The organism is Mesorhizobium sp. CO1-1-7 (assembly GCF_020164885.1).
In the GTDB taxonomy this organism is placed as follows: domain Bacteria; phylum Pseudomonadota; class Alphaproteobacteria; order Rhizobiales; family Rhizobiaceae; genus Mesorhizobium; species Mesorhizobium australicum.
The window spans coordinates 1-18,327 of record NZ_JAIUHA010000007.1 but is presented as its reverse complement, the minus strand read 5'-3'; the positions used below and the strand labels follow the sequence as shown (position 1 = coordinate 18,327).

Here is an 18,327-nt window from a genome sequence, read left to right as displayed (position 1 = left end):
GTCAAGTGTCACGCCCATTCTTCGAGCCGCAACAAACGTTGCGAGCTCAATCAATTGCTGTGCCTTTTCAAATGACACGATCTTCACCGATCCGGGTGACAGCTATTGTCACGATCAGTGCTTACGGTTCTATTAGGATTGAGCGGGGAGTAGAAAAAAAGGCTCGGAGATTTTGCTTTCCGCATCGGACCTGATGCGGTTCATGGGCTGTAACCACGCGACGGCGATGGACCTGCGCTACTTGCGGGGCGAGCCGTTGGCGCCGGCAGAGGACACCGAAGACGCAAAGATACTCCAGCGCTACGGTGATGCACACGAAGCGGATTATCTTTCGAAGCTCCGTGGCGAAGGCCTACGCACTATCGAATTCAATCGCGACATGGACTTATCAGTTGCGGCGAAGGCGACCCAGGCGGCCCTTTACGAGGGTGCTGACGTCCTGTTCCAAGGCGCCTTCTTCTCTCCCCCGTGGGGTGGTTGGTCTGACTTCCTTATCAAAATAGACAAGCCGTCGCTGCTCGGTCCGTTCTCGTATGAAGTCGTGGACACCAAGCTGAAGCGGAAGCCCGACCCGAAGCACATCCTCCAGCTTGTTCTGTATTCGGACCTTCTGTCAGAAGCCCAAGGCATCGAGCCTGAATTTGCGCATATCCAGTTGGGCAATGGTGAGCGCTTCTCCTTCAGGCTCAAGGATTACGCCGCCTATGTCCGCCATGCGCGGGGACGGCTGGAGGTCGCCGACCCGCACGAAACATCTCCTGATCCAGTGAAGATGTGTGGCCTGTGCCGCTGGCGCGAGGTTTGCAAATCGTACTGGGAGGAAGCTGACAGCCTTGCTCTTGTAGCCGGCATTTCCAGGAGCCAGCGGAGCAAGCTGATTGATGCGGGTGTCCTCACTATGGCTGCGCTTGGGCGGCGTGAAGAGCGGGTGCCGAAGATGGCGGAAACCACACTAGGTAGGCTGACAACCCAGGCGAGACTGCAGACGGCTCGGCGGGCTGGAGGTCCACCCTCCTTTGAGCTCAAGCAGTTAGACCCGAGTCGGGGTCTGGCTCTGCTTCCAAAGCCGGACCCCGGAGACCTGTTCTATGACATTGAAGGCGACCCCTTCTACGAGGGCGGACTGGAATATCTCCACGGGATCTGGCTCGACAACGAAGGTATCGCGGAGTTCAGAGATTTCTGGGCGCACGATCGAGCCGAAGAGAAAGAGGCGCTGCGGCAGCTGATGGCTTTCTTCGAGCACCGCCTACAGTATTTTCCAAACGCCCACATCTATCACTACGCTGCGTATGAGGTTTCTGCGCTGCGTCAGCTCACGAGCAGTCACGGCGTAGGGGAAGCGCTGCTGGATCAGATGCTAAGGGAGAGCAGGTTCGTTGATCTCTACAGCGTAGTGTCCGGCGGATTGATTGCGTCGGAACCGCGCTACTCGCTGAAGAACCTGGAAGTTTTCTACATGGAAGCACGGACCGGCGAGGTGACCACCGCCGGAGGCAGTGTGGTTGCCTACGAAAAATGGCGGGAGACCAACGACCGGAAGATCCTAGATGAAATCCGAGACTACAACCGGATCGACTGCATCTCCACGCAGATGCTCCGCGACTGGCTGGTCTCGACGGTGCGACCATTAGACATGTCCTGGCGGCCTCTTGGGACCGCAGATGCAAGCTCGGGTTTCAATCTCGAAAGTGTCGCTGCAGAACAAACCGAAGCTGATGAACTCCGCCGAAGGTTGCATGCGGTGCGTGCCCGATGCGGCGACAGGCTCCCCGACCTGCTCTTCGATCTGAGCTATTTCCACCCGCGAGAGAAAAAACCTGCTTGGTGGTCGATCTTTGACAAGATGGGCAAGGACCCCGAGGAGCTTATTGAGGACCTCGAATGCATCGGGGCACTCACAGCGGTTTCGGCCACAATCGATGATGGAAACTATTGGCAGCGCACCTATTCGTTCCCTGAACAGGAGACGAAGCTGGACCTGGGAGGCTGTCACGTCGAAGTCGAGGGATATCCGGTATCCGTTTCGGTGGTTGATCTGGGTCGGCCTGCCAGAACGGCACAGGTAAAATTCTCGAAGACCAAGTTTGACGTTGCTCCTGCGACAACTTCGCTGTTGCCGTCCGGACCACTGGACACGCGCGTGATCGAGGGGGCTATCCGCCGTGTCGTCGACTCCATTGTTTCCAATGATAGGCGCTATCCCGCGATTTCAGATTTTCTCAACCGGTCGAAACCCCGTTTCCTGGGTAACGGCAGGCTGGCCAGCATAATTGATCCCGCCCTTGGGGTGGTACCCGAAGCCGTGGCCGCGATCCGTGACTTGGATCGTACTAGCTTGGCCATTCAAGGCCCGCCGGGTACCGGCAAGACCTATGTCAGCTCATGCGCAATCCTCGATCTTGTGGTCCGCGGGAAGCGTGTTGCTGTGGCCTCCAATAGCCATAAAGCGGTTGACAATCTTCTTTGCGCTGTCCTGGACCGAGCCAAGGAAGCCGGCAGGTCAGTAAGCGTGGCCAAGAAGGGCGGGGAGGGCTTCAGCCCAGAGTATCAATCTGCAATTCACCACACGTCCAAGAACGATGACGCTGAGCTATTTTCGGCATCGGTTGTCGGCGGTACCGCTTGGCTGTTTGCCCGCCCCGACTTCGAGCAGAGTTTCGAGTATCTCTTCGTTGACGAAGCGGGCCAGGTTTCAGTTGCGAACGTCGTGGCGATGGGAACCTGCGCGAAGAACGTAGTCCTCGTCGGCGATCCCATGCAATTGCCGCAGCCGATACAAGGCGCACATCCGGATGAAAGTGGTCTGTCGGCGCTCGAATATCTTCTCACAGGCTACAACACCGTTCCACCTGACAGGGGCATCTTTCTTCCGGTGTCGCGCAGAATGCACCCCGAGGTTTGCCGGTTCATCTCGGACAACGTCTATGAGAGCCGCCTAACGTCAGATGAACGCGCAGCTCGGCAGCGACTCCTTCTAGCTGACTCGGCACGTGCGTCGGGTGTGCATCTGGTCAAAGTTACTCACGCGGGAAACCGCCAATCCTCGCGCGAAGAAATTATTGCCATTCACAACGAGATGAGGCGCCTATTGGGTGAGAAGTTCGCCGATCGGGACGGCAATGAACGATCCCTGACCCTTCAGGACATCTTGATCGTGGCGCCTTACAACGCCCAAGTGAACGCGCTCAAGGCTGCGCTTCCTAACGGAGCGCGAGTTGGGACGGTAGACAAGTTTCAGGGCCAGGAAGCGCCGGTGTGCATCGTGTCAATGACAACCTCTTCTCCCAACGACATTCCGCGCGGAGTTGACTTTCTGTTCAGCCTGAATCGGATCAACGTCGCTATCTCGCGAGCCCAAATTCTTGCGCTGGTCTTCGCCAGTCCCAAGCTTCTGGAAGTGCCATGCACAAGTGTGAGCGACATGCGTTTAGTTAACACCCTCTGCGCGCTCGATGCTTTTGGACCGTCGGCCGGAGGCACCCTCAACGCTTTGCTCGCGCCTGGTGAGGTTGCTGCATGACAGGTTCTGTCGCCTTCCCCTCTTATCCTTCAGATATCGCTGAATGAGGAGGACCAAATGTACACCCGTCATGCCGAAGCTCGATGCCAACAGAGAGGTATAAGACCTGAAGTAGTGGACGCGATCCTGGCATACGGCCGGCGCAGGCGTCGGCATGGCGCAGATGTTTACTTTATGGACAGCCGGTCTCGCGCTCGCGCTCAGGACGATCTTGGAAGACAATACGCGCAGCTTGCCGATCGACTGAACACCTATCTTGTTATGAGCGACGACGGCCAGATGGTCACGGTGGCCAAGAGGTTAGGCCGGCTGAAGTTTTAGGCGGGTACAATTGCGCATGCCCAATCAAAGGTAGGACCGTCGGAAGGCCCCGAAAGGCTGCCAGCCTCGACCGTTCGTTGCAACTGCAAGAACGAGCCCGTTGCGCCAGAACCAGACGTTCTGTAGATCTATGTGAGTGACAGATGGAGTGCGGCCAGCGCATTGGTCTAGCCCTGACCCAACTTCAAGCTTTTTCGAGCCAGTATTTGCGGTGCCAATCAGTGAAATATAGGGACAAAGATGAGTTTGTCGCCAGATTTATGCTGATAACCACGCCATCTACGGTTGCAACATCCTTACCGGACCCAAATTTAATCTGCCTTGGTACTCCTCCCGCCCTCAAGGCGTCCGTGATTTTCTGACGACTGAGATGGCGCCCGTACTGATGGTGAGTCATATGGGACAGAACAATGATGTTTCCCGCGTGCCTAGCCCCGCCGGCTTCGACCAGATCTGGATGGTGCGCATCGATCAGGCGTTTCCGGTTTTCCTGGTACTCCACGTAGCTTCCGGCGGGTGCGAGAGCAGCCGGCATCTTAGTTGCCAGCGCTGCCTGGCAGTGCCACGCATACCGTTCCTTAAGCTGCTGGATCTGCTCCGCCTCATTAGGAACCGGCGCCCTCTGGGGCCGCCACCCCGAAGAAGGATTCGTGCTGGCCTGTGGTTTTCCGGGATTTTTGGAAATTGGTCCTGACTTGGGAACATTCTTGGACGGGTCCGGTTTCCAGTCGTAGTGAGCCGAGGGGGCTTCGCCCACCTCTTCGTCATCTTGCTCTATGGGGTCGCCATCGTCTTCTCCCGCTGACGAAGGCCTTTGCAGACGTTCGGCTTGCCGTATTCTTGCGCGGAGAGCACGCTCCAATGTGGTAGCGCAGTAACCTGGCGCGTTCGGGACGAATATTCGTTCCGCAAGGGCGTCGAAGAAAGCATCCTCCATCTCGATCTCGTCGCGCTCAGCGAGCCAAAGCGTACCTGAATCCGGGTCGAATGCATGTCGGACTGAGGCAAAGGCGTTGATCCTGCCAAACTTGTATGTGGCGATAACTTCCGTGGCGCCGAGTACCTGCTTCACTGATCCTATGTGGCCGTACCAGCGAGTGTTAATGAGACTGGAGGATACGCCCAGCCCGACCAACGCTTTCTGTAGATCTTCGGCTACACGACGCGACTGGTACTCCCTCAAGATGTCCATTGCCCAATCAGGAGCAGCTCTCGACCCGGAACCCCTGACCGATTTCGGCTGACCTGCTGCGGCTCTCAGAGATTTCACACCCGCTTGGAGGAGGTGCTCGGCAATCGACATGCGAACTCCCTCGCTCTGTGTCACGACCAAGTCGACCGCAGTCTTTCCTAGCTGAAGCGCCTCTCCCAGCTCAAGGAAGTCGTCGACGAAACACAGTGAGTTCTTTTTTGTGGCCTCCCCGTAGCTGACCACGCGATACCCGCCGGGACCATAAACCGGCAGGCACGGTACTCCGTCATTGATCTCCCACCATGCTCGAGGCCCACTCTCGCTGGCAAAATGTCTGATGATTTGAGGCAGGTGCGGAGCCGCCCGGGACGGATCCATTGCCAACCAACGAAAAAACGCCAACGAGGTATCTGGAGTCGGATCCGATGAAATCACCCCAGCGCGTCTATAGAGACGCTGGTCGACATCGGACAGACCGGTGCCGCCAATCTGATCTCGCCAATCGCCCCAGAAGTTTCCCTTGTTGCCCTTGAACGCCAACTCATTCGGTCGCCGGAATTCACCATGGACCGGGATACACTGCAGATGGCTGACGCCGAGGTCAGGCTGCCCGCCTTCACCCAGAATCCGAAGCCGTGGGATGAGCGCGGTGGAATTATGTGGGTCGCTATCGAGTGCGAGCCTGACCATCTCCGAATTGGGCCCGTCCAAAGGCGGGAGGTACTTGTCCAAGCTGACCTGCTTGCGATCTATAAGATGGCAAGCCTGCAGCTTCAGAGATGTGACGGTGCCGTGATCGCGGACAAGTTCAGAGCATCGAGCCAGATTCCCGTCCATGTTCAAAGCCGGAACCAGATCGGCCACTCGACGGAAGCTGTCAGCGATGTTGGCGCTGCTCAGAAGGTGGACCAGGTCGTCCTCAAAGTTGCGGAACTTGGTTCGCTCGGCTGGATTGAGAGGACGATCCCTGGGCAGATCTTGAATCTTTTCGTCAATCCAAACCCCGATTTCCTCGGGTGTAGGGTGCTGCCGGAAGGAGAAACCGAGTTTCCGTTGCTTTACGGCCGAGGCGAAACTTAGAAGGTTCTTGGAAGGCCTCCGGATTGCACCACCTAGGACGCTGTCCACAGCCCTGTCGACAGGTAGACAGAGATCTTCGAGCCTGAGGGGTGTTTCATTAGCGTCGGGCCAGATCGCTAGCTTTCGAATGGCCGGCCATGCGGTTGATTGTAATTTCTTCAAGTTCTGACGAACCCACACAAACATCGCCAAACGTGTCGCAGCGGGACGGTCCGCACCCGAGAAACTAAGCAGGAATTCATCAAACGTGAACGTTGGCTGGTTCCAACCGTTTCGTCCAAGTAAAGGGTGTGCAGCCAGGGTCGGATCGACGAGTCGAGGTACCAAGTTTCCCGGGAGGCGAGTGGGAACATCGGAGCCAATGAACATCGAATTGGCCGGGTAGATCTTTCCGTCCGCACCCGGCAAAGCTAGCGTGTCGGGAAGCTTCGGTACCCGCACCTTGGTCTTCGTGGCTTTTCGTTTCGCCGCCACAGGCTTCCATATGACGTCCAAGTGTATCTTAGCAACGGTCGGGTCCCCGATTGCCTTCTCATACGCGGCTTTGTCCGCCCAGGGGAATCGTGGATTCGCATCCAATTGGGTTCGCAGGCGCAGCAAGGCGTCCATCTCATCAAAAACGATGTGTGTCTCGCCATATCCGCTCATGGTGCGCGAAGTGAGAAGGCCTACAATTTCCGGATGTACCCCTGGAGAGAGCTGTTCGAATTCCCGAGGAACGATGCTCGCCAAATCCTTGTCGATGACAAGGACGTCGCTGGTGACAATCGGCACCACGAGCTGAAGAGGCGTCGGCTTCCGATGTCGCGGGCCAGCCCTTCCCAAGGTCGGGAACGCTTTTTCCTCGAGCGCCAGGGCGACCAGGATAGAAGTACGCTCCAATGAGAGATGAGCGGGGTCGATCAACAGGTCAAGGGATCGAGGTCCTGCCTTCGGGAGAGCTTCACGGATCGCGCGGATTAACAGCCGGTCACAGGCATCGACGAGATCGCCATTTCGCTTGGCCGCGCCCTCAGCGAGGCCGTGCCGCTCCGTGTCGGAAACAAAGGGCGCCGAATAGTGCGCACCGATCCCAGTAAATGCAGAAGCGCCAGTATCGGCATAGGCTATGGGATATCGGAAATGTCCTTGCGTGGGAACCGGCCTCCCTGCGGAACCTTCTTGCCAAGCAACTTCTATTCGAATTCGTTTTCCTTCCCGATAAAAGTCCGGAAAGTCGCCGCCGGACTTTGGAACCGGCAACTCAGTCGAGACTACCCTTTCGTGGAATGATCTGCTCGCCACCATCGGCGCGTCAGATTCGATAATGCATGTACGTTTATAGATCTTAAGCCCACGCCTAGCGGTCGGCCGCCCGGCCTGGAAAGTGAACTGCACTCTCCCAAACGAGTGGTGAACGAGGTCGAGCGTATATTTGGGACGTAGCCCCGGGACGGTCGTTCCCATGAAACGAGCTGGGATATCTGAGGCCGCCGCCACGAAAATATTCGCCAACAATTCAGGACTGCAGATATCCAGTATGATTGGCTCACCCTGCTGAACTTCTATCTTACGCAGTCGATAGCGGACTTCGATCACGGTACCACGGCCCGGAGGTGCTGTCGGATCCGCCATATAGTTTTGGCTAGCAGCCGGTATCGCTGGCTTATCGTGCCCGTTTTTGTAGAGCGTCTGATGAGCATAGCGACCATTCGATCGGATAAAAATGTCATCCCCGATCTTGAAACAGGCCTTCAAGCCATGGTTCTTGACGCCAATCATGCTGCGCTTACGAGGCACGAGATCGCCAGCACCGCGGAGATATTTCAGCCGCTCCCACCCATCTTCGTCAACGGGATTCCCGTTTCCGCTACAGAGGAAGCGATCCTCCTCGAATGTGAGGACCGTGTGAGTGGATCCCGCATCGATTTCATTTTGGATCAGTTCCGCGACCAGATCATCAGACCGAAGCCCGTTAATGAACTGCCATAGCTCAGGAACAACGTCCGTGCGAGTTTCAAACTCGGGCTGCGTCGTGAGGTGCGCTCCGGCAGAAATGGCATTCAAACGGGATGAAGGGATATTCATGTGTCTTTACCAAATGGCCCAGAGCCTCTTCGCTGTTCTACGCAGTTCGACAGCGACCCGCTTGAGTGAAATGTTTCACAGTTCAGAGTGGATAGGCAACTCCGTTACGCCGCCAACGAAACCAATAGCGACTTATGCCGCCCGTGCGCAAAGCAAGCCTTTCGCAGTTCAAGTTGCCTAATCGGCGCTTACGGAGACTTTTAGAGCTCGCCAAGGCACAGAACACGTTGCTGCAACGAACTTGTCGTCCCGCCGCTTTCGTAGACGCGATGACGCAAAGGAACGTGGGCGAAGTCGCCAATGACCTTCGCGCAAGCCGGCCATACCACACAGCTACGCTTCAGTTGCCGCGCTGTGGAGACGTTCGACTGTTTACAGGACAACCGTCAAAGAGTGCAATTCAGCTGCAATGCGTAGGCCTTCGGTGTTCGGAAACCGTATTTGAAAATCAATTGTCCGGATTTAACGTTGCTTGAATCACAGATGGTAGCAGACCCTTAACAAAGGCCCCTGTTCAACCACGATCATTTCGATCGGCAGAGTAACGGTCTCAGTGTGAAATTGGGTTTTCACACTGAACGTCCCTCCTCCTACTTAAGACGTTACACGCTGTGCCGACAAATCCCGTGGTCAGCGACGCGCGGATGACCAAGCGGAGCCGCAAACGGGACCGTAGCTTTTTTTGATGTCGATTTCGCACATATCTGAATTCCAAAAATGTCGACGCAAATCATCTGCCAGCAGCTGATCGGCGGCCGCCCTCTCATCTTCGTCGAGCTGGTATTCATTCTTTCAGACAAGACGCTTGCGATCTGCAGAAGGAGTTGAGACAGCGCACAATGGACTATTTTCGGCCGGACGGTTTTTTATTGTGGGGGATAGGTGACGTGCCGTCCGAAAGACAAACATCCCGGTTGCACTGCGCCTTAAACTCCGCCAAATGAAAACGCCTATCGTTCGGAGTCCGCATATGCCTGATCCAAATGCAGCCATTGAATTGCGGTCGGTCGGTCGGCTGTTGACGGATGAAAATGGCAACCAGGCGAAATATTGGATTCCTTCATACCAACGGGGATATCGCTGGAACAAGATCCAGGTATTTCAGCTGCTGGATGATATCTGGGAATTCATTCAGGCCAGCGACGGCAGACCCAAATCCTCATTCTACTGTCTGCAGCCGCTTGTCGTAAAAAAAATGAATGACGGGCGCTACGAGGTAGTCGATGGCCAGCAACGCCTGACCACAATTCATGTCATCCTGTCCTACCTCAAGGACATTGTCGCCATACTGGACAAATCCAATTTCCAAATCGATTATGAAACACGCGACCCAACCTTCCTGCGTGCTATCGATCTGGGTCGGGCCGGAGAGAATGTCGACTTCTACCACATTGGCGAAGCCTTGCGCGCCGTTGACGAATGGGTGTCCAAGCACGGCCGGCCACATGCGCTTAAGCTCATTCAACATCTTCTGAATGACGACGAAATTGGTCAGAACGTGAAAGTGATCTGGTATGAGCTTACCCCCGAAGATGACGCTGTTGCGGCCTTCACGCGACTCAATGTGGGCAAGATTCCCCTTACAGAAGCCGAACTGATCCGTGCCCTGTTTCTGAGGCGGGCAGCCAAGGATGATCCCACTGGTAGCCTTCAATTGCGTATTGCCTATCAATGGGACCGCATCGAGCACAGTCTGCAGGATGACGCCTTTTGGTATTTCCTGCAGAATTCTGGCACGACGGCGAACCGAATCGGCCTCATCTTTAATCTGGCTTCCGAACTCTGGAACCGCCCGGATGTCGGCGATGATCACAGCGCATTCTCCCATTTCGCCGACGCGTTGAAGGGCGACGGAACCGCTGAAGAAAACTGGAAAAGGATCAACGACATCTTTCTGGCGCTCGAGGAGTGGTATGAGGACCGATACCTTTATCATGTAATTGGCTTCATTCTTCATCACAGCCCTCGTAGCGAGATGGAGATCGGAGCGCTCCTGGAAGACAGTCGCCAGTCGTCCAAGCGGAATTTCCGATCAGGCTTGCGAAAGCACGTCCTTAGGTTGGTATTCGACAATCGCCGAGACCTCTCGACCAGTGAGATCAGGCAGGAGGTGGACGAGCAATGCCGGACGGTGAGTTACACAAAACTGCAAAAGGCTCGAAAGCTTTTACTATTCTTCAATATCGCTACGCTGCTAGAGAATGAGAAATCCAACATCAGATTTCAATTCGATAACTTCAAGAAAGACACGTGGGACATCGAGCATATCCGCTCGGTCAGCGGCGAGAGGCCGGATAATCCCCCAGCGCAGAAGGCATGGCTGCAGCATTGCTTGGCCTATCTGCGCACGGATAACGCCGCTGAAGCAGCGGAACTGGCTGATGCGATTTCTCAATACCTCGACGAAGACACCATTAGGCCGGCTGAGCTGACCTTCGAAAAAATCGACGGAGCGATCTTGTCTTACTTCAAGGAAGGACAGGAGGGGGGCGACAACGCGCTTTCAAACCTTACCCTTCTCGATAGCCGGACCAACAGGGGCTACAGGAATTCCGTATTTGCCGTCAAACGCGATATCCTGCTCAAGAACGATCAGGCGGGGACCTTCGTGCCCCTCTGCACCCGGAACGTCTTCCTCAAATGCTACAGCTCGGCCGTCGGCAACGTGACCTTCTGGAGTAAGGACGACGCCAACGCCTATTTCAACGCAATTTGCCACACGCTGACCAGGTTTCTGGTTTTGTCGGAGGTCGTGTGATGGACTCGAGGACTACCTTCACCCAATTCATCGCACACCATGGGCGTGTACAGATCCCGATCATTCAGCGGGACTACGCCCAAGGGCGGGCTGATCAAAAGGAGGTTCGCAACGAATTCCTCAGAGCTCTGCATAGCGCGCTGTTGCTTCCCGCTGACGATCCGCGCCTGCCTCTCGACCTCGACTTCGTCTACGGCAGCGTCGTTGGCAACGCTTTCCAGCCGCTCGATGGGCAGCAGCGGCTGACCACGCTGTTTCTGCTGCACTGGTACCTTGCATGGGTGGACGGAAAGCTCGCCGACTTCCGCAAGCGCCTCGTGGAGGGCGGAAAGTCGCGCTTCGGTTACCAAGTGCGTCCCAGCAGTAAGGACTTTGTCGATGAGATGGCCCATTTCGATCCTGGGCAGTTTATGGCTGAATGCGACCTAGTTGCCCTTATCAAGGACCAGCCATGGTACGTTCGAAGCTGGCAGTTCGATCAGACAATTCGCTCGGCGCTTGAAATGCTTGGGGCAATGCATGAAGTGTTCGGCCAGCCAGCCGAACTCTATGACCGGCTCGTTGACGACGAAAACCCAGCAATAACCTTTCAACTCCTTGATCTGCAGCGCTTCGATCTTTCCGATGAGCTCTACATCAAGATGAATGCGCGCGGGAAACCACTCACGTCATTTGAGACGTTCAAGGCCCGGTTCGAGCAGCGTCTAAAGGGCGATTTCAGTAGCCTGCAGCTGCCCTTATGCGGTTCTTTGCCGCTCGCCGACTTCTTTGCCAGACGCATGGACAAGGAATGGTCGGACTTCTTTTGGCCCTACAAAGATGATGCCACGGCGACATTCGACAATGCCATCATGAATGTGTTGCGGGTGGTCATTCTCGTGACTCGCGACCCTGAGATCATCGACCCCACCAATGCCGACATCGCTGATCTCAGGGGCTCGGTCCCCAATACCTTTACCGCGTTCAACGAGAAGAACTGGCTCGACCGAAATTTTGTTGTCGCCTTGATCTCCCTTCTGGAAAGTTGGAGCAAGCAGGGTGGTAAACTGCCAGCGCATCTGCCGGATGATAGCCCCTTCGATCTGTCGGCGATTTTCAAGCAAATGATCGGCGACCCAGCCAGACTGACCTTCCAGGATCTCGCCCTCTTCGCAGGCTACGTTCAGTTTATCGTCGCTTATGGAGAGGAAATAGACAAGAACGCCTTCGGGGACTGGATGCGGGTGGTCTTCAATCTCGTGATCAATACCGATTACAACCGCCCCGACGATCTGCGACGTAGTCTTTCGGGTCTAGCGGATCTGAAGCCATGGATGACCAAGATCAACACGTTCCTGGTCAAACCAGATGCAGACATCAGGGGCTTTTCTCAACCACAAGTGGCCGAAGAGCGGCTCAAGGCCCATTTAATCAACCTAGGCGACGGGTGGTCTAGCCGTATAATGCGAGCCGAGCGGCATGATTACCTAAAAGGGCAAATCGGGTTCCTGCTCAGGTTTTCCGAGCTGGGTTTTGATGATGAACGTACCGAGGTCGCTTCACTCGACTTATCGAGGGCGAAAGAGGTTGTGCCAAGCTTCGAACATTATTTTGCCTGCGCCAGCCAAATGTTGAAGGACCTCCATTCTGCGGGGGCAGCGGGACGAGCTTGGGAACTTGCGTTGCTGGCGGTGGGCGACATTCTTTTGCCCGTGGGCAGGAATCATGCACTCCCTGGACTGAAAGAAGGACCGGGTAGTTGGAAGCGCCTCCTGCGACTGGCCGGTGCTGGCGACTATCAAGGCGATGTGTTGAAAGATCTATGGGATCGGCTGGATGAGCCAACCGATGCACAGGCGATGCTCAAACAGATCATCGACAGTCAACCTGATGTGGACGATTGGCGTCGTGCCATCATCGATACTCCGGCGATCTACCAATATTGCGGTGAGCGAATGATCCGATTCAACGACGAAGGTATCTATCCGCTCAGAAGGTCACAGATGAACGGGGCGCATGCGGAGTTATACACGTATTGCCTGCACGCTGATCTGACCGCAATGGGAGAGTCGATCTCCTTAAAACCCGACTACTACGAAACTTTCTCAGCGGATGAACCGGAACTTGGGCTGAATGCGCAGATTGGCGACATCGAGTACGCCTTTCTTGCGGAGTCGAAGCAGGAAGACGGCCCATACCATCTTTGGCTTTACGATCCTGAATCACCTGCCAAATCTGTGGCAGACCTTCTAGTGCTAGAGGGATTTGTTATTGAGGACGGTTACTGGACCAAAACGGTCGAGCGCGATCAGCTAAAATCAGCCGTCCTAGATCTCGACGCCGCAATTACCCCACTGCTTCAGGATCACACCGTCTGAAGCGACCGCGAACGTCTGTCTCACGCTTCTCAGTGTGAAATTAGTCTTTCACACTGACGTTTTTTGATCGTCCAATGGCTACGGCCCTGCGGCTATAGTGGTCGAAGGGGAGTAGACCTTCGGCGGTCTCGCAGCGCCATTATATCTGATGGCGTCATGATTCATCCACCCCATGCCTGGCATCCAAGCACCTAATCTGCTAAAATCTGATCAACAATAGCAAGAGGCGTCGACCGAGTTTATTGGGGGCAGCCATGAAACTTCGCACTGTGGGCATAGCGATAGTATTTTTCTCTTCAATAGCCGGCGCGTGTGCCCAAGATACATCGCAAACCGGACCGGGCCAAACCGCACCGAAAGTGGATCAGCAAGAACTGGTCCAATGCGCCTCGCTGCAGCAGAAAATGGACAAAAACGTCGTACTGTCTAACGATGAGATGCAAAATCTTAGCAAATGCGACAACCTGGGCCCCATTTGTGCACCGGGTGCCCTGTGCGAAGCCTATGTTCCCAAAAACTATTTACACCTGAGCCCATTTGGCGATCTCAGCACGAATTGGAACAACCTTGTTTCGGGGTGACAATGATCGACTATAGCTACTCTGCAGCGACGTCGGCGTTGATAATGATAGCTGTTGCGCTGTGTAGTTTTCTGGTCTCTGCTGCAATTATTTTGCTGCTGTTTTGGGTCGTCGGCCTGTTCTTGCGTTGGCGGGATGTCAATAAGGTCGCACTGGCGCAAGCGTTGTTTTTCGGATTCCCCTTTGCTGTCCTCGGAGTCACGGTAGGCTTTGTGACAAGCCTAAGCCGAGAGTCAGCCGTCGGCGCCGTACTCCCCGCCATCTTGAGCTTGGTAGGCGGCGTTGGAGTGTACCTCGTGTCAAGGGGAGGACGATCCGCGATCACATCGGCCGTGTCTGTTGTGATGCTTTGCGTATCATTTTCGGCCGGCATCGGCTACGGCTCCAGAGCAAGGGTCGAAAATGAGCAGATCTCTCTGTCCTGGCGAGCGCAGGTGGCTTCGGCCACTAGAGAAGCGAATATAAAGAAATATCGCAAATCGATCGGGTTGGACGATACGCCTTCACAGCCTGCGGTGGCGAAGGCGCAATGAGAGGGTGTCTCACGTAGACGACCGGTTTCCAATCGAGCGGCCCGCTCTGTCGCACCACTTGCAGACAATGCGTCGAAGAAGGCCAACGGCGACACCCTCGATATCACTGCCACCATTCGTTGAGGGAGCGTCCAGCCCCAAGTTAGAAAAGCAGCCCGCACGCTGCTCATTGGTCCTCCCGACAAGCCTGAGCGTTCGACTTTGAACCAGGGAAGTGCTCGGCGTCCGGATTGGCCTGGTCCTGGTCGTTCGTAACTCGGGTAGCTGGAGGAATTTCGGAACGCGATGTGGGATTTTGTGTAACCGCTGTTCTCAGGCCACGGCCTTGAGTGGCGCGGGGGCATAGGCCCAGGGCAGCAGGTCATCGAGCTGGCTTTGCGGATGGCCGGCGACGATGCGGGTGATGATGTCGGCGAGCTAGGCGTACGGGTCGACGCCGTTGAGTTTCGCGGTTTCTACGAGCGAGGCGATGGTCGCCCAGTGCTCGCCACCGCCGTCGGAACCGGCGAAGAGCGCATTCTTGCGATTGAGGGCGATTGGCCTGATCGAGCGCTCAACGACGTTCGAGTCGATCTCGACATCTCGACGCGGCCTTCATCGAGGAAGCGGCCAAGTCCAGTCCAGCGCACGGGCGGATAGCGGATAGCTTCGGCGAGCTTGCTCTTTTGGCTAACCAGGGCGAGCTTCTCGCGCAGCCATGGCTGGAGGGTATCGATGACGGGGCGGCTTCTCTCCTGCCGGGCGGTGCGCCACTCTTCGGGCGAGCGTCCCCATATCTCGCTCTCGATCTTATAGAGCTCGGCTATACGCTGGAGCGCCTCCGTGGCGATCGGCGCGGGTCCGGACTGGGCCAGTTCGTAAAAGCGGCGGCGCACATGATGGCATGGACTCCCCCTTCCGCTTCCGTCCTGTGGCGAGGAGTATGGGGCGTGGTCAAACAGAAGGAGACTGCCATGCGAGATGAAGTTCACGTGGTCGGCCTCGACATTGCCAAATCAGTCTTTCACGTTCACGGGGCTGACCAGCATGGGAGAGAAATTGTACGACGGAAGCTCAGGCGTGATGACGTGGAGCAATTCTTTCGCGTCCTTCCGAGCTGCTTGGTTGGGCTGGAAGCTTGCCCGGGTGCACATTTCTCGGGTCGGCTGCTGCGCAGTATGGGACACGAGGTCCGCTTGATCCCTGCGCAATACGTTCGGCCCTACGTAAAGACCAATAAGAATGATGCCGCCGATGCCGAGGCGATCTGCGAAGCAGTCACGCGACCGACGATGCGCTTCGTTCCCATCAAGGAAGAGATGCAGCAGGAGATCCTGGTCATCCACCGAGTTCGGGCGATGTTGATCCGCCAGAGAACCCAGTTGATCAACGCGATCCGCGGTCACTTGGCCGAATTCGGGGTAATTGGTCCGAACCGGGCACACAACATCGGCCTTCTCACCGTTCTGATCGAAGATGAATCGGAAGCGCGTATTCCGGCTGTGGCGCGGCATGCGCTGCGTTATCTCGTCGAACAACTAAGAGAGGTGAAGACCAAACTCGCCCGGATCGACAGCAACTTGGTTGCCGTCGCGAGAGGTTCCAGCGCCTGCAGGCGATTGATGACCATACCCGGGGTTGGCGTTGTCACCGCGAGTGCCTTGGTTTCGTCCATGCGTGATCCGGCCGACCGCAAACGCCGTCATTTTCCGCGTGGCTCGGACTGGTGCCCAAGCAGCCCGCCGCCAATCCAACCCTTCCAGGAGCGCCTGCAAGTGCACCGCCGACAACCTCACCACGCCATGGTGATGGCAGGCTAGCAGAACTTCCCGTCCTCCAGACGCTTCGCCAGCAGGCACACGCCGGTGCCGTCGAAGTAGACGAGCTTGACCCGGTCGGCGCGCTTGGCCCTGAAGACGTAGACCGCCCAGAGAACGGATCAGCGCCCATTGTGTCGCGCACCAGCGTCGCCAGACCCTCGGCCCCCTTGCGGAAGTCCACCGGCTTCGTCGCGACTAACACCTTGACCACACCCGTCGGCCCAATCACGACGGCGCCTTCAGCGCACGGATCACCGCCGCCACCGTCCTGGCGTCGGCGCCACGACCGACCCGCATGGCGACGCCGTCAATCTGCAGCTCGATCTCGCGCGCTTCCCCCCTGGTTCGGGCTCCTGTGCCGCGACCACTGCTAGAATAAACAACGGCTCCGATGCCGGCGCATTCGCCAACGGCACCCGCGCGGACCGGCGCCAGGCGAACAAATGCTGCGGGAACAATGCATATCGCCGGGCCACCGCGCTCACGGTCTCGCCAGCATCGTAGCTTTCCGCCACGATCCGCGCCTTCTCCTCCGGCAACCATCCGCGCCGCCGTCCAGAACCCGTGAATATCTCAAGCCGTCGAACCGGCTCCTCGTCCCTGGACTTAAGCGTAAGCTCTGAAATCGTCATGTGTCGAAGCCCTCAAAGGCTCCGAGCATCGTGGCTCACGACCACGCGCGAAAGGTGGTGCCGCAACAGCGCTCACTTTCGATACCCTTGGCATCGCTCCGCTCATTGAGGGCTCCTTTCGAAGCGCTCACGGCTTGAAGCCGCTCATCGCGTGGCACTCACAACGCTTGCCAGTTCGCCAACACAGTGGGTTTTTGCTCTCCCTACGTACGCTTCAAGGGGCAACGATACCCTAACGTCACGTTTTGTGCCGGAATAGCGGCCGAATGACCAACTGTACAATGCCTAACATTATCGATTTTGCTCTGGACAAATTGGCTGGAACTGAATGCTCGCCACCATCGAGAGCGCCAATCTTTCCTGTGGGGACCCGATGGTCATGGGTGGCCAGTGTTTGAAACGACGCACCGTTCTCCCACGAAAAACCAAAAATACTCATAGTATGCAGGATACGGTTGCTCTTGACCACATCACTTTCCGCGGCGACTTCTTTGCTGATCAACTCGAACCGATTACGAAATTCCGATTCGCTTCCGAAAATGCGCTCCTCAAGTATTTTTTCCACTCGCCTCATATACCAAGGGAGCGCTTTACCGCTGTTTCTAAACGCCTGTATTTCCTCCGCAGACATGGCTACATCCCAGAATCTTGAAACCAGCCGTTTGACGGATTCCGGAGTGCATGTTGTAAAGTATCCCTTTGTCATAAAAAAATAAAAAATATTAGCCACCGTTGGGTGATTCGTGCTTTCTGACAGCAGTCCCGTAAAGGTGTCAAACCGCAATTGGTCAGACTTGATCATTCCTCCAAAGTTGTGAACTAGAGAGGTTGTCAGACCCTCGATAAATTCATTTAGCGAGATAAAACGTTTGTCGTACAAATTAGACTTAGCGCGCACCATCTCGTATAACTCGTCCAGTGTTACAACCGCTCTCTCGATTGCCTGGATTGCCAACACCGACGCCCGACCCTCATTTGCCGAAATCTCAGCGTACGTTGATTGGAAAAATGTTATAAACACCTCATTCATCTCGCGAAACGACAACGACCAGACGCTCGGCTCTTCTAAGATATGATCAATTATACCAAAAAGATGCTTTGCGCTGGGAAGAGTTGCCATGGGCCGATCTTTCCTTGACACATTGAAGGCTCAATCCGAACAGCCAAACGCTCGTGTTGCTTCTGAAGGTTGCGGCCCGAGACAATTCGACCGGCACGGCCGGAAGTCGAGTTTGTCACAAAACGTGCAGGCCGGACAGCATTTAGTGAGGAACTGGACAGGATAATCACTCAGGCCCCTGATTGTGCCAGCATCACAGGACGACCACTTTGGGCACATGTTCATAGCTGTCCAGATCATCGCTAACGAATAAGCGTGCCATCGCCTATCCGAGCTTCACGCGTCCGTCCCGCCATACTTCGCCTTCCAATTATACAGCGTCGCCTCCGAGACCCCGTGCTTGCGAGCCAAATCGCCCGCCTTC

The 18,327-nt window shown here is 56.0% G+C and carries 9 protein-coding genes and 3 pseudogenes; 6 read left to right on the top strand and 6 right to left on the bottom strand.

The features are described from left to right. The first annotated feature begins 172 nt into the window (after nucleotides 1-172). On the top strand, nucleotides 173-3,523 hold the full coding sequence (locus LB516_RS16220; RefSeq protein ID WP_263492568.1) for a TM0106 family RecB-like putative nuclease: 3,351 nt from the start codon (nucleotides 173-175) through the stop codon (nucleotides 3,521-3,523). Nucleotides 3,524-4,028: 505 nt separating this feature from the next. On the opposite strand, the gene LB516_RS16210 is transcribed toward LB516_RS16220, so the two are convergent. Further along, the gene (locus tag LB516_RS16210; RefSeq protein ID WP_224719971.1) at nucleotides 4,029-8,183 is read right to left on the bottom strand and encodes a hypothetical protein; all 4,155 of its coding nucleotides are present in this window, start codon (nucleotides 8,181-8,183) and stop codon (nucleotides 4,029-4,031) included. 970 nt (nucleotides 8,184-9,153) lie between these two features. Here LB516_RS16210 and LB516_RS16205 point away from each other — a divergent pair. The 4 genes from LB516_RS16205 (at nucleotide 9,154) to LB516_RS16190 (ending at nucleotide 14,412) form a co-directional block, all read left to right on the top strand. Further along, the gene (locus LB516_RS16205) at nucleotides 9,154-10,941 is read left to right on the top strand and encodes a DUF262 domain-containing protein (protein WP_224719970.1); all 1,788 of its coding nucleotides are present in this window, start codon (nucleotides 9,154-9,156) and stop codon (nucleotides 10,939-10,941) included. Next, the gene (locus LB516_RS16200; RefSeq protein WP_224719969.1) at nucleotides 10,941-13,298 is read left to right on the top strand and encodes a DUF262 domain-containing protein; all 2,358 of its coding nucleotides are present in this window, start codon (nucleotides 10,941-10,943) and stop codon (nucleotides 13,296-13,298) included. Before LB516_RS16205 ends, LB516_RS16200 begins: the two co-directional genes overlap by 1 nt. 254 nt (nucleotides 13,299-13,552) lie before the next feature. Beyond that, nucleotides 13,553-13,879 carry a hypothetical protein gene (locus LB516_RS16195; protein WP_224719968.1) on the top strand — a complete coding sequence of 109 codons (327 nt, stop codon included), beginning with the start codon at nucleotides 13,553-13,555 and terminating at the stop codon, nucleotides 13,877-13,879. 2 nt (nucleotides 13,880-13,881) lie between these two features. After that, the gene (locus tag LB516_RS16190) at nucleotides 13,882-14,412 is read left to right on the top strand and encodes a hypothetical protein (RefSeq protein WP_224719967.1); all 531 of its coding nucleotides are present in this window, start codon (nucleotides 13,882-13,884) and stop codon (nucleotides 14,410-14,412) included. Between the two features lie 312 nt (nucleotides 14,413-14,724). Here the strand turns inward: LB516_RS16190 and LB516_RS16185 are convergent. Next, nucleotides 14,725-15,290, bottom strand: a pseudogene (locus LB516_RS16185) (IS66 family transposase); the annotation flags it as partial. 75 nt (nucleotides 15,291-15,365) lie between these two features. Here LB516_RS16185 and LB516_RS16180 point away from each other — a divergent pair. Continuing rightward, nucleotides 15,366-16,211 carry an IS110 family transposase gene (locus tag LB516_RS16180; RefSeq protein WP_224719966.1) on the top strand — a complete coding sequence of 282 codons (846 nt, stop codon included), beginning with the start codon at nucleotides 15,366-15,368 and terminating at the stop codon, nucleotides 16,209-16,211. Here LB516_RS16180 and tnpB read toward each other — a convergent pair. The 4 genes and pseudogenes from tnpB to LB516_RS16160 form a co-directional block, all read right to left on the bottom strand. Beyond that, nucleotides 16,208-16,413, bottom strand: a pseudogene (gene tnpB / locus LB516_RS29150) (IS66 family insertion sequence element accessory protein TnpB). The gene LB516_RS16180 and the pseudogene tnpB sit on opposite strands and share 4 nt — an antisense overlap. A 49-nt stretch (nucleotides 16,414-16,462) precedes the next feature. After that, nucleotides 16,463-16,843: a transposase gene (locus LB516_RS16170; RefSeq protein WP_224719965.1), complete on the bottom strand. Its 381-nt coding sequence runs from the start codon at nucleotides 16,841-16,843 to the stop codon at nucleotides 16,463-16,465. A 238-nt stretch (nucleotides 16,844-17,081) separates the two neighbouring features. Next, a complete protein-coding gene (locus LB516_RS16165) occupies nucleotides 17,082-17,963 on the bottom strand; it encodes a hypothetical protein (protein WP_224719964.1) in 882 nt (293 codons plus the stop codon). 282 nt (nucleotides 17,964-18,245) lie between these two features. Beyond that, a pseudogene (locus LB516_RS16160) lies at nucleotides 18,246-18,327 on the bottom strand (transposase); the annotation flags it as partial.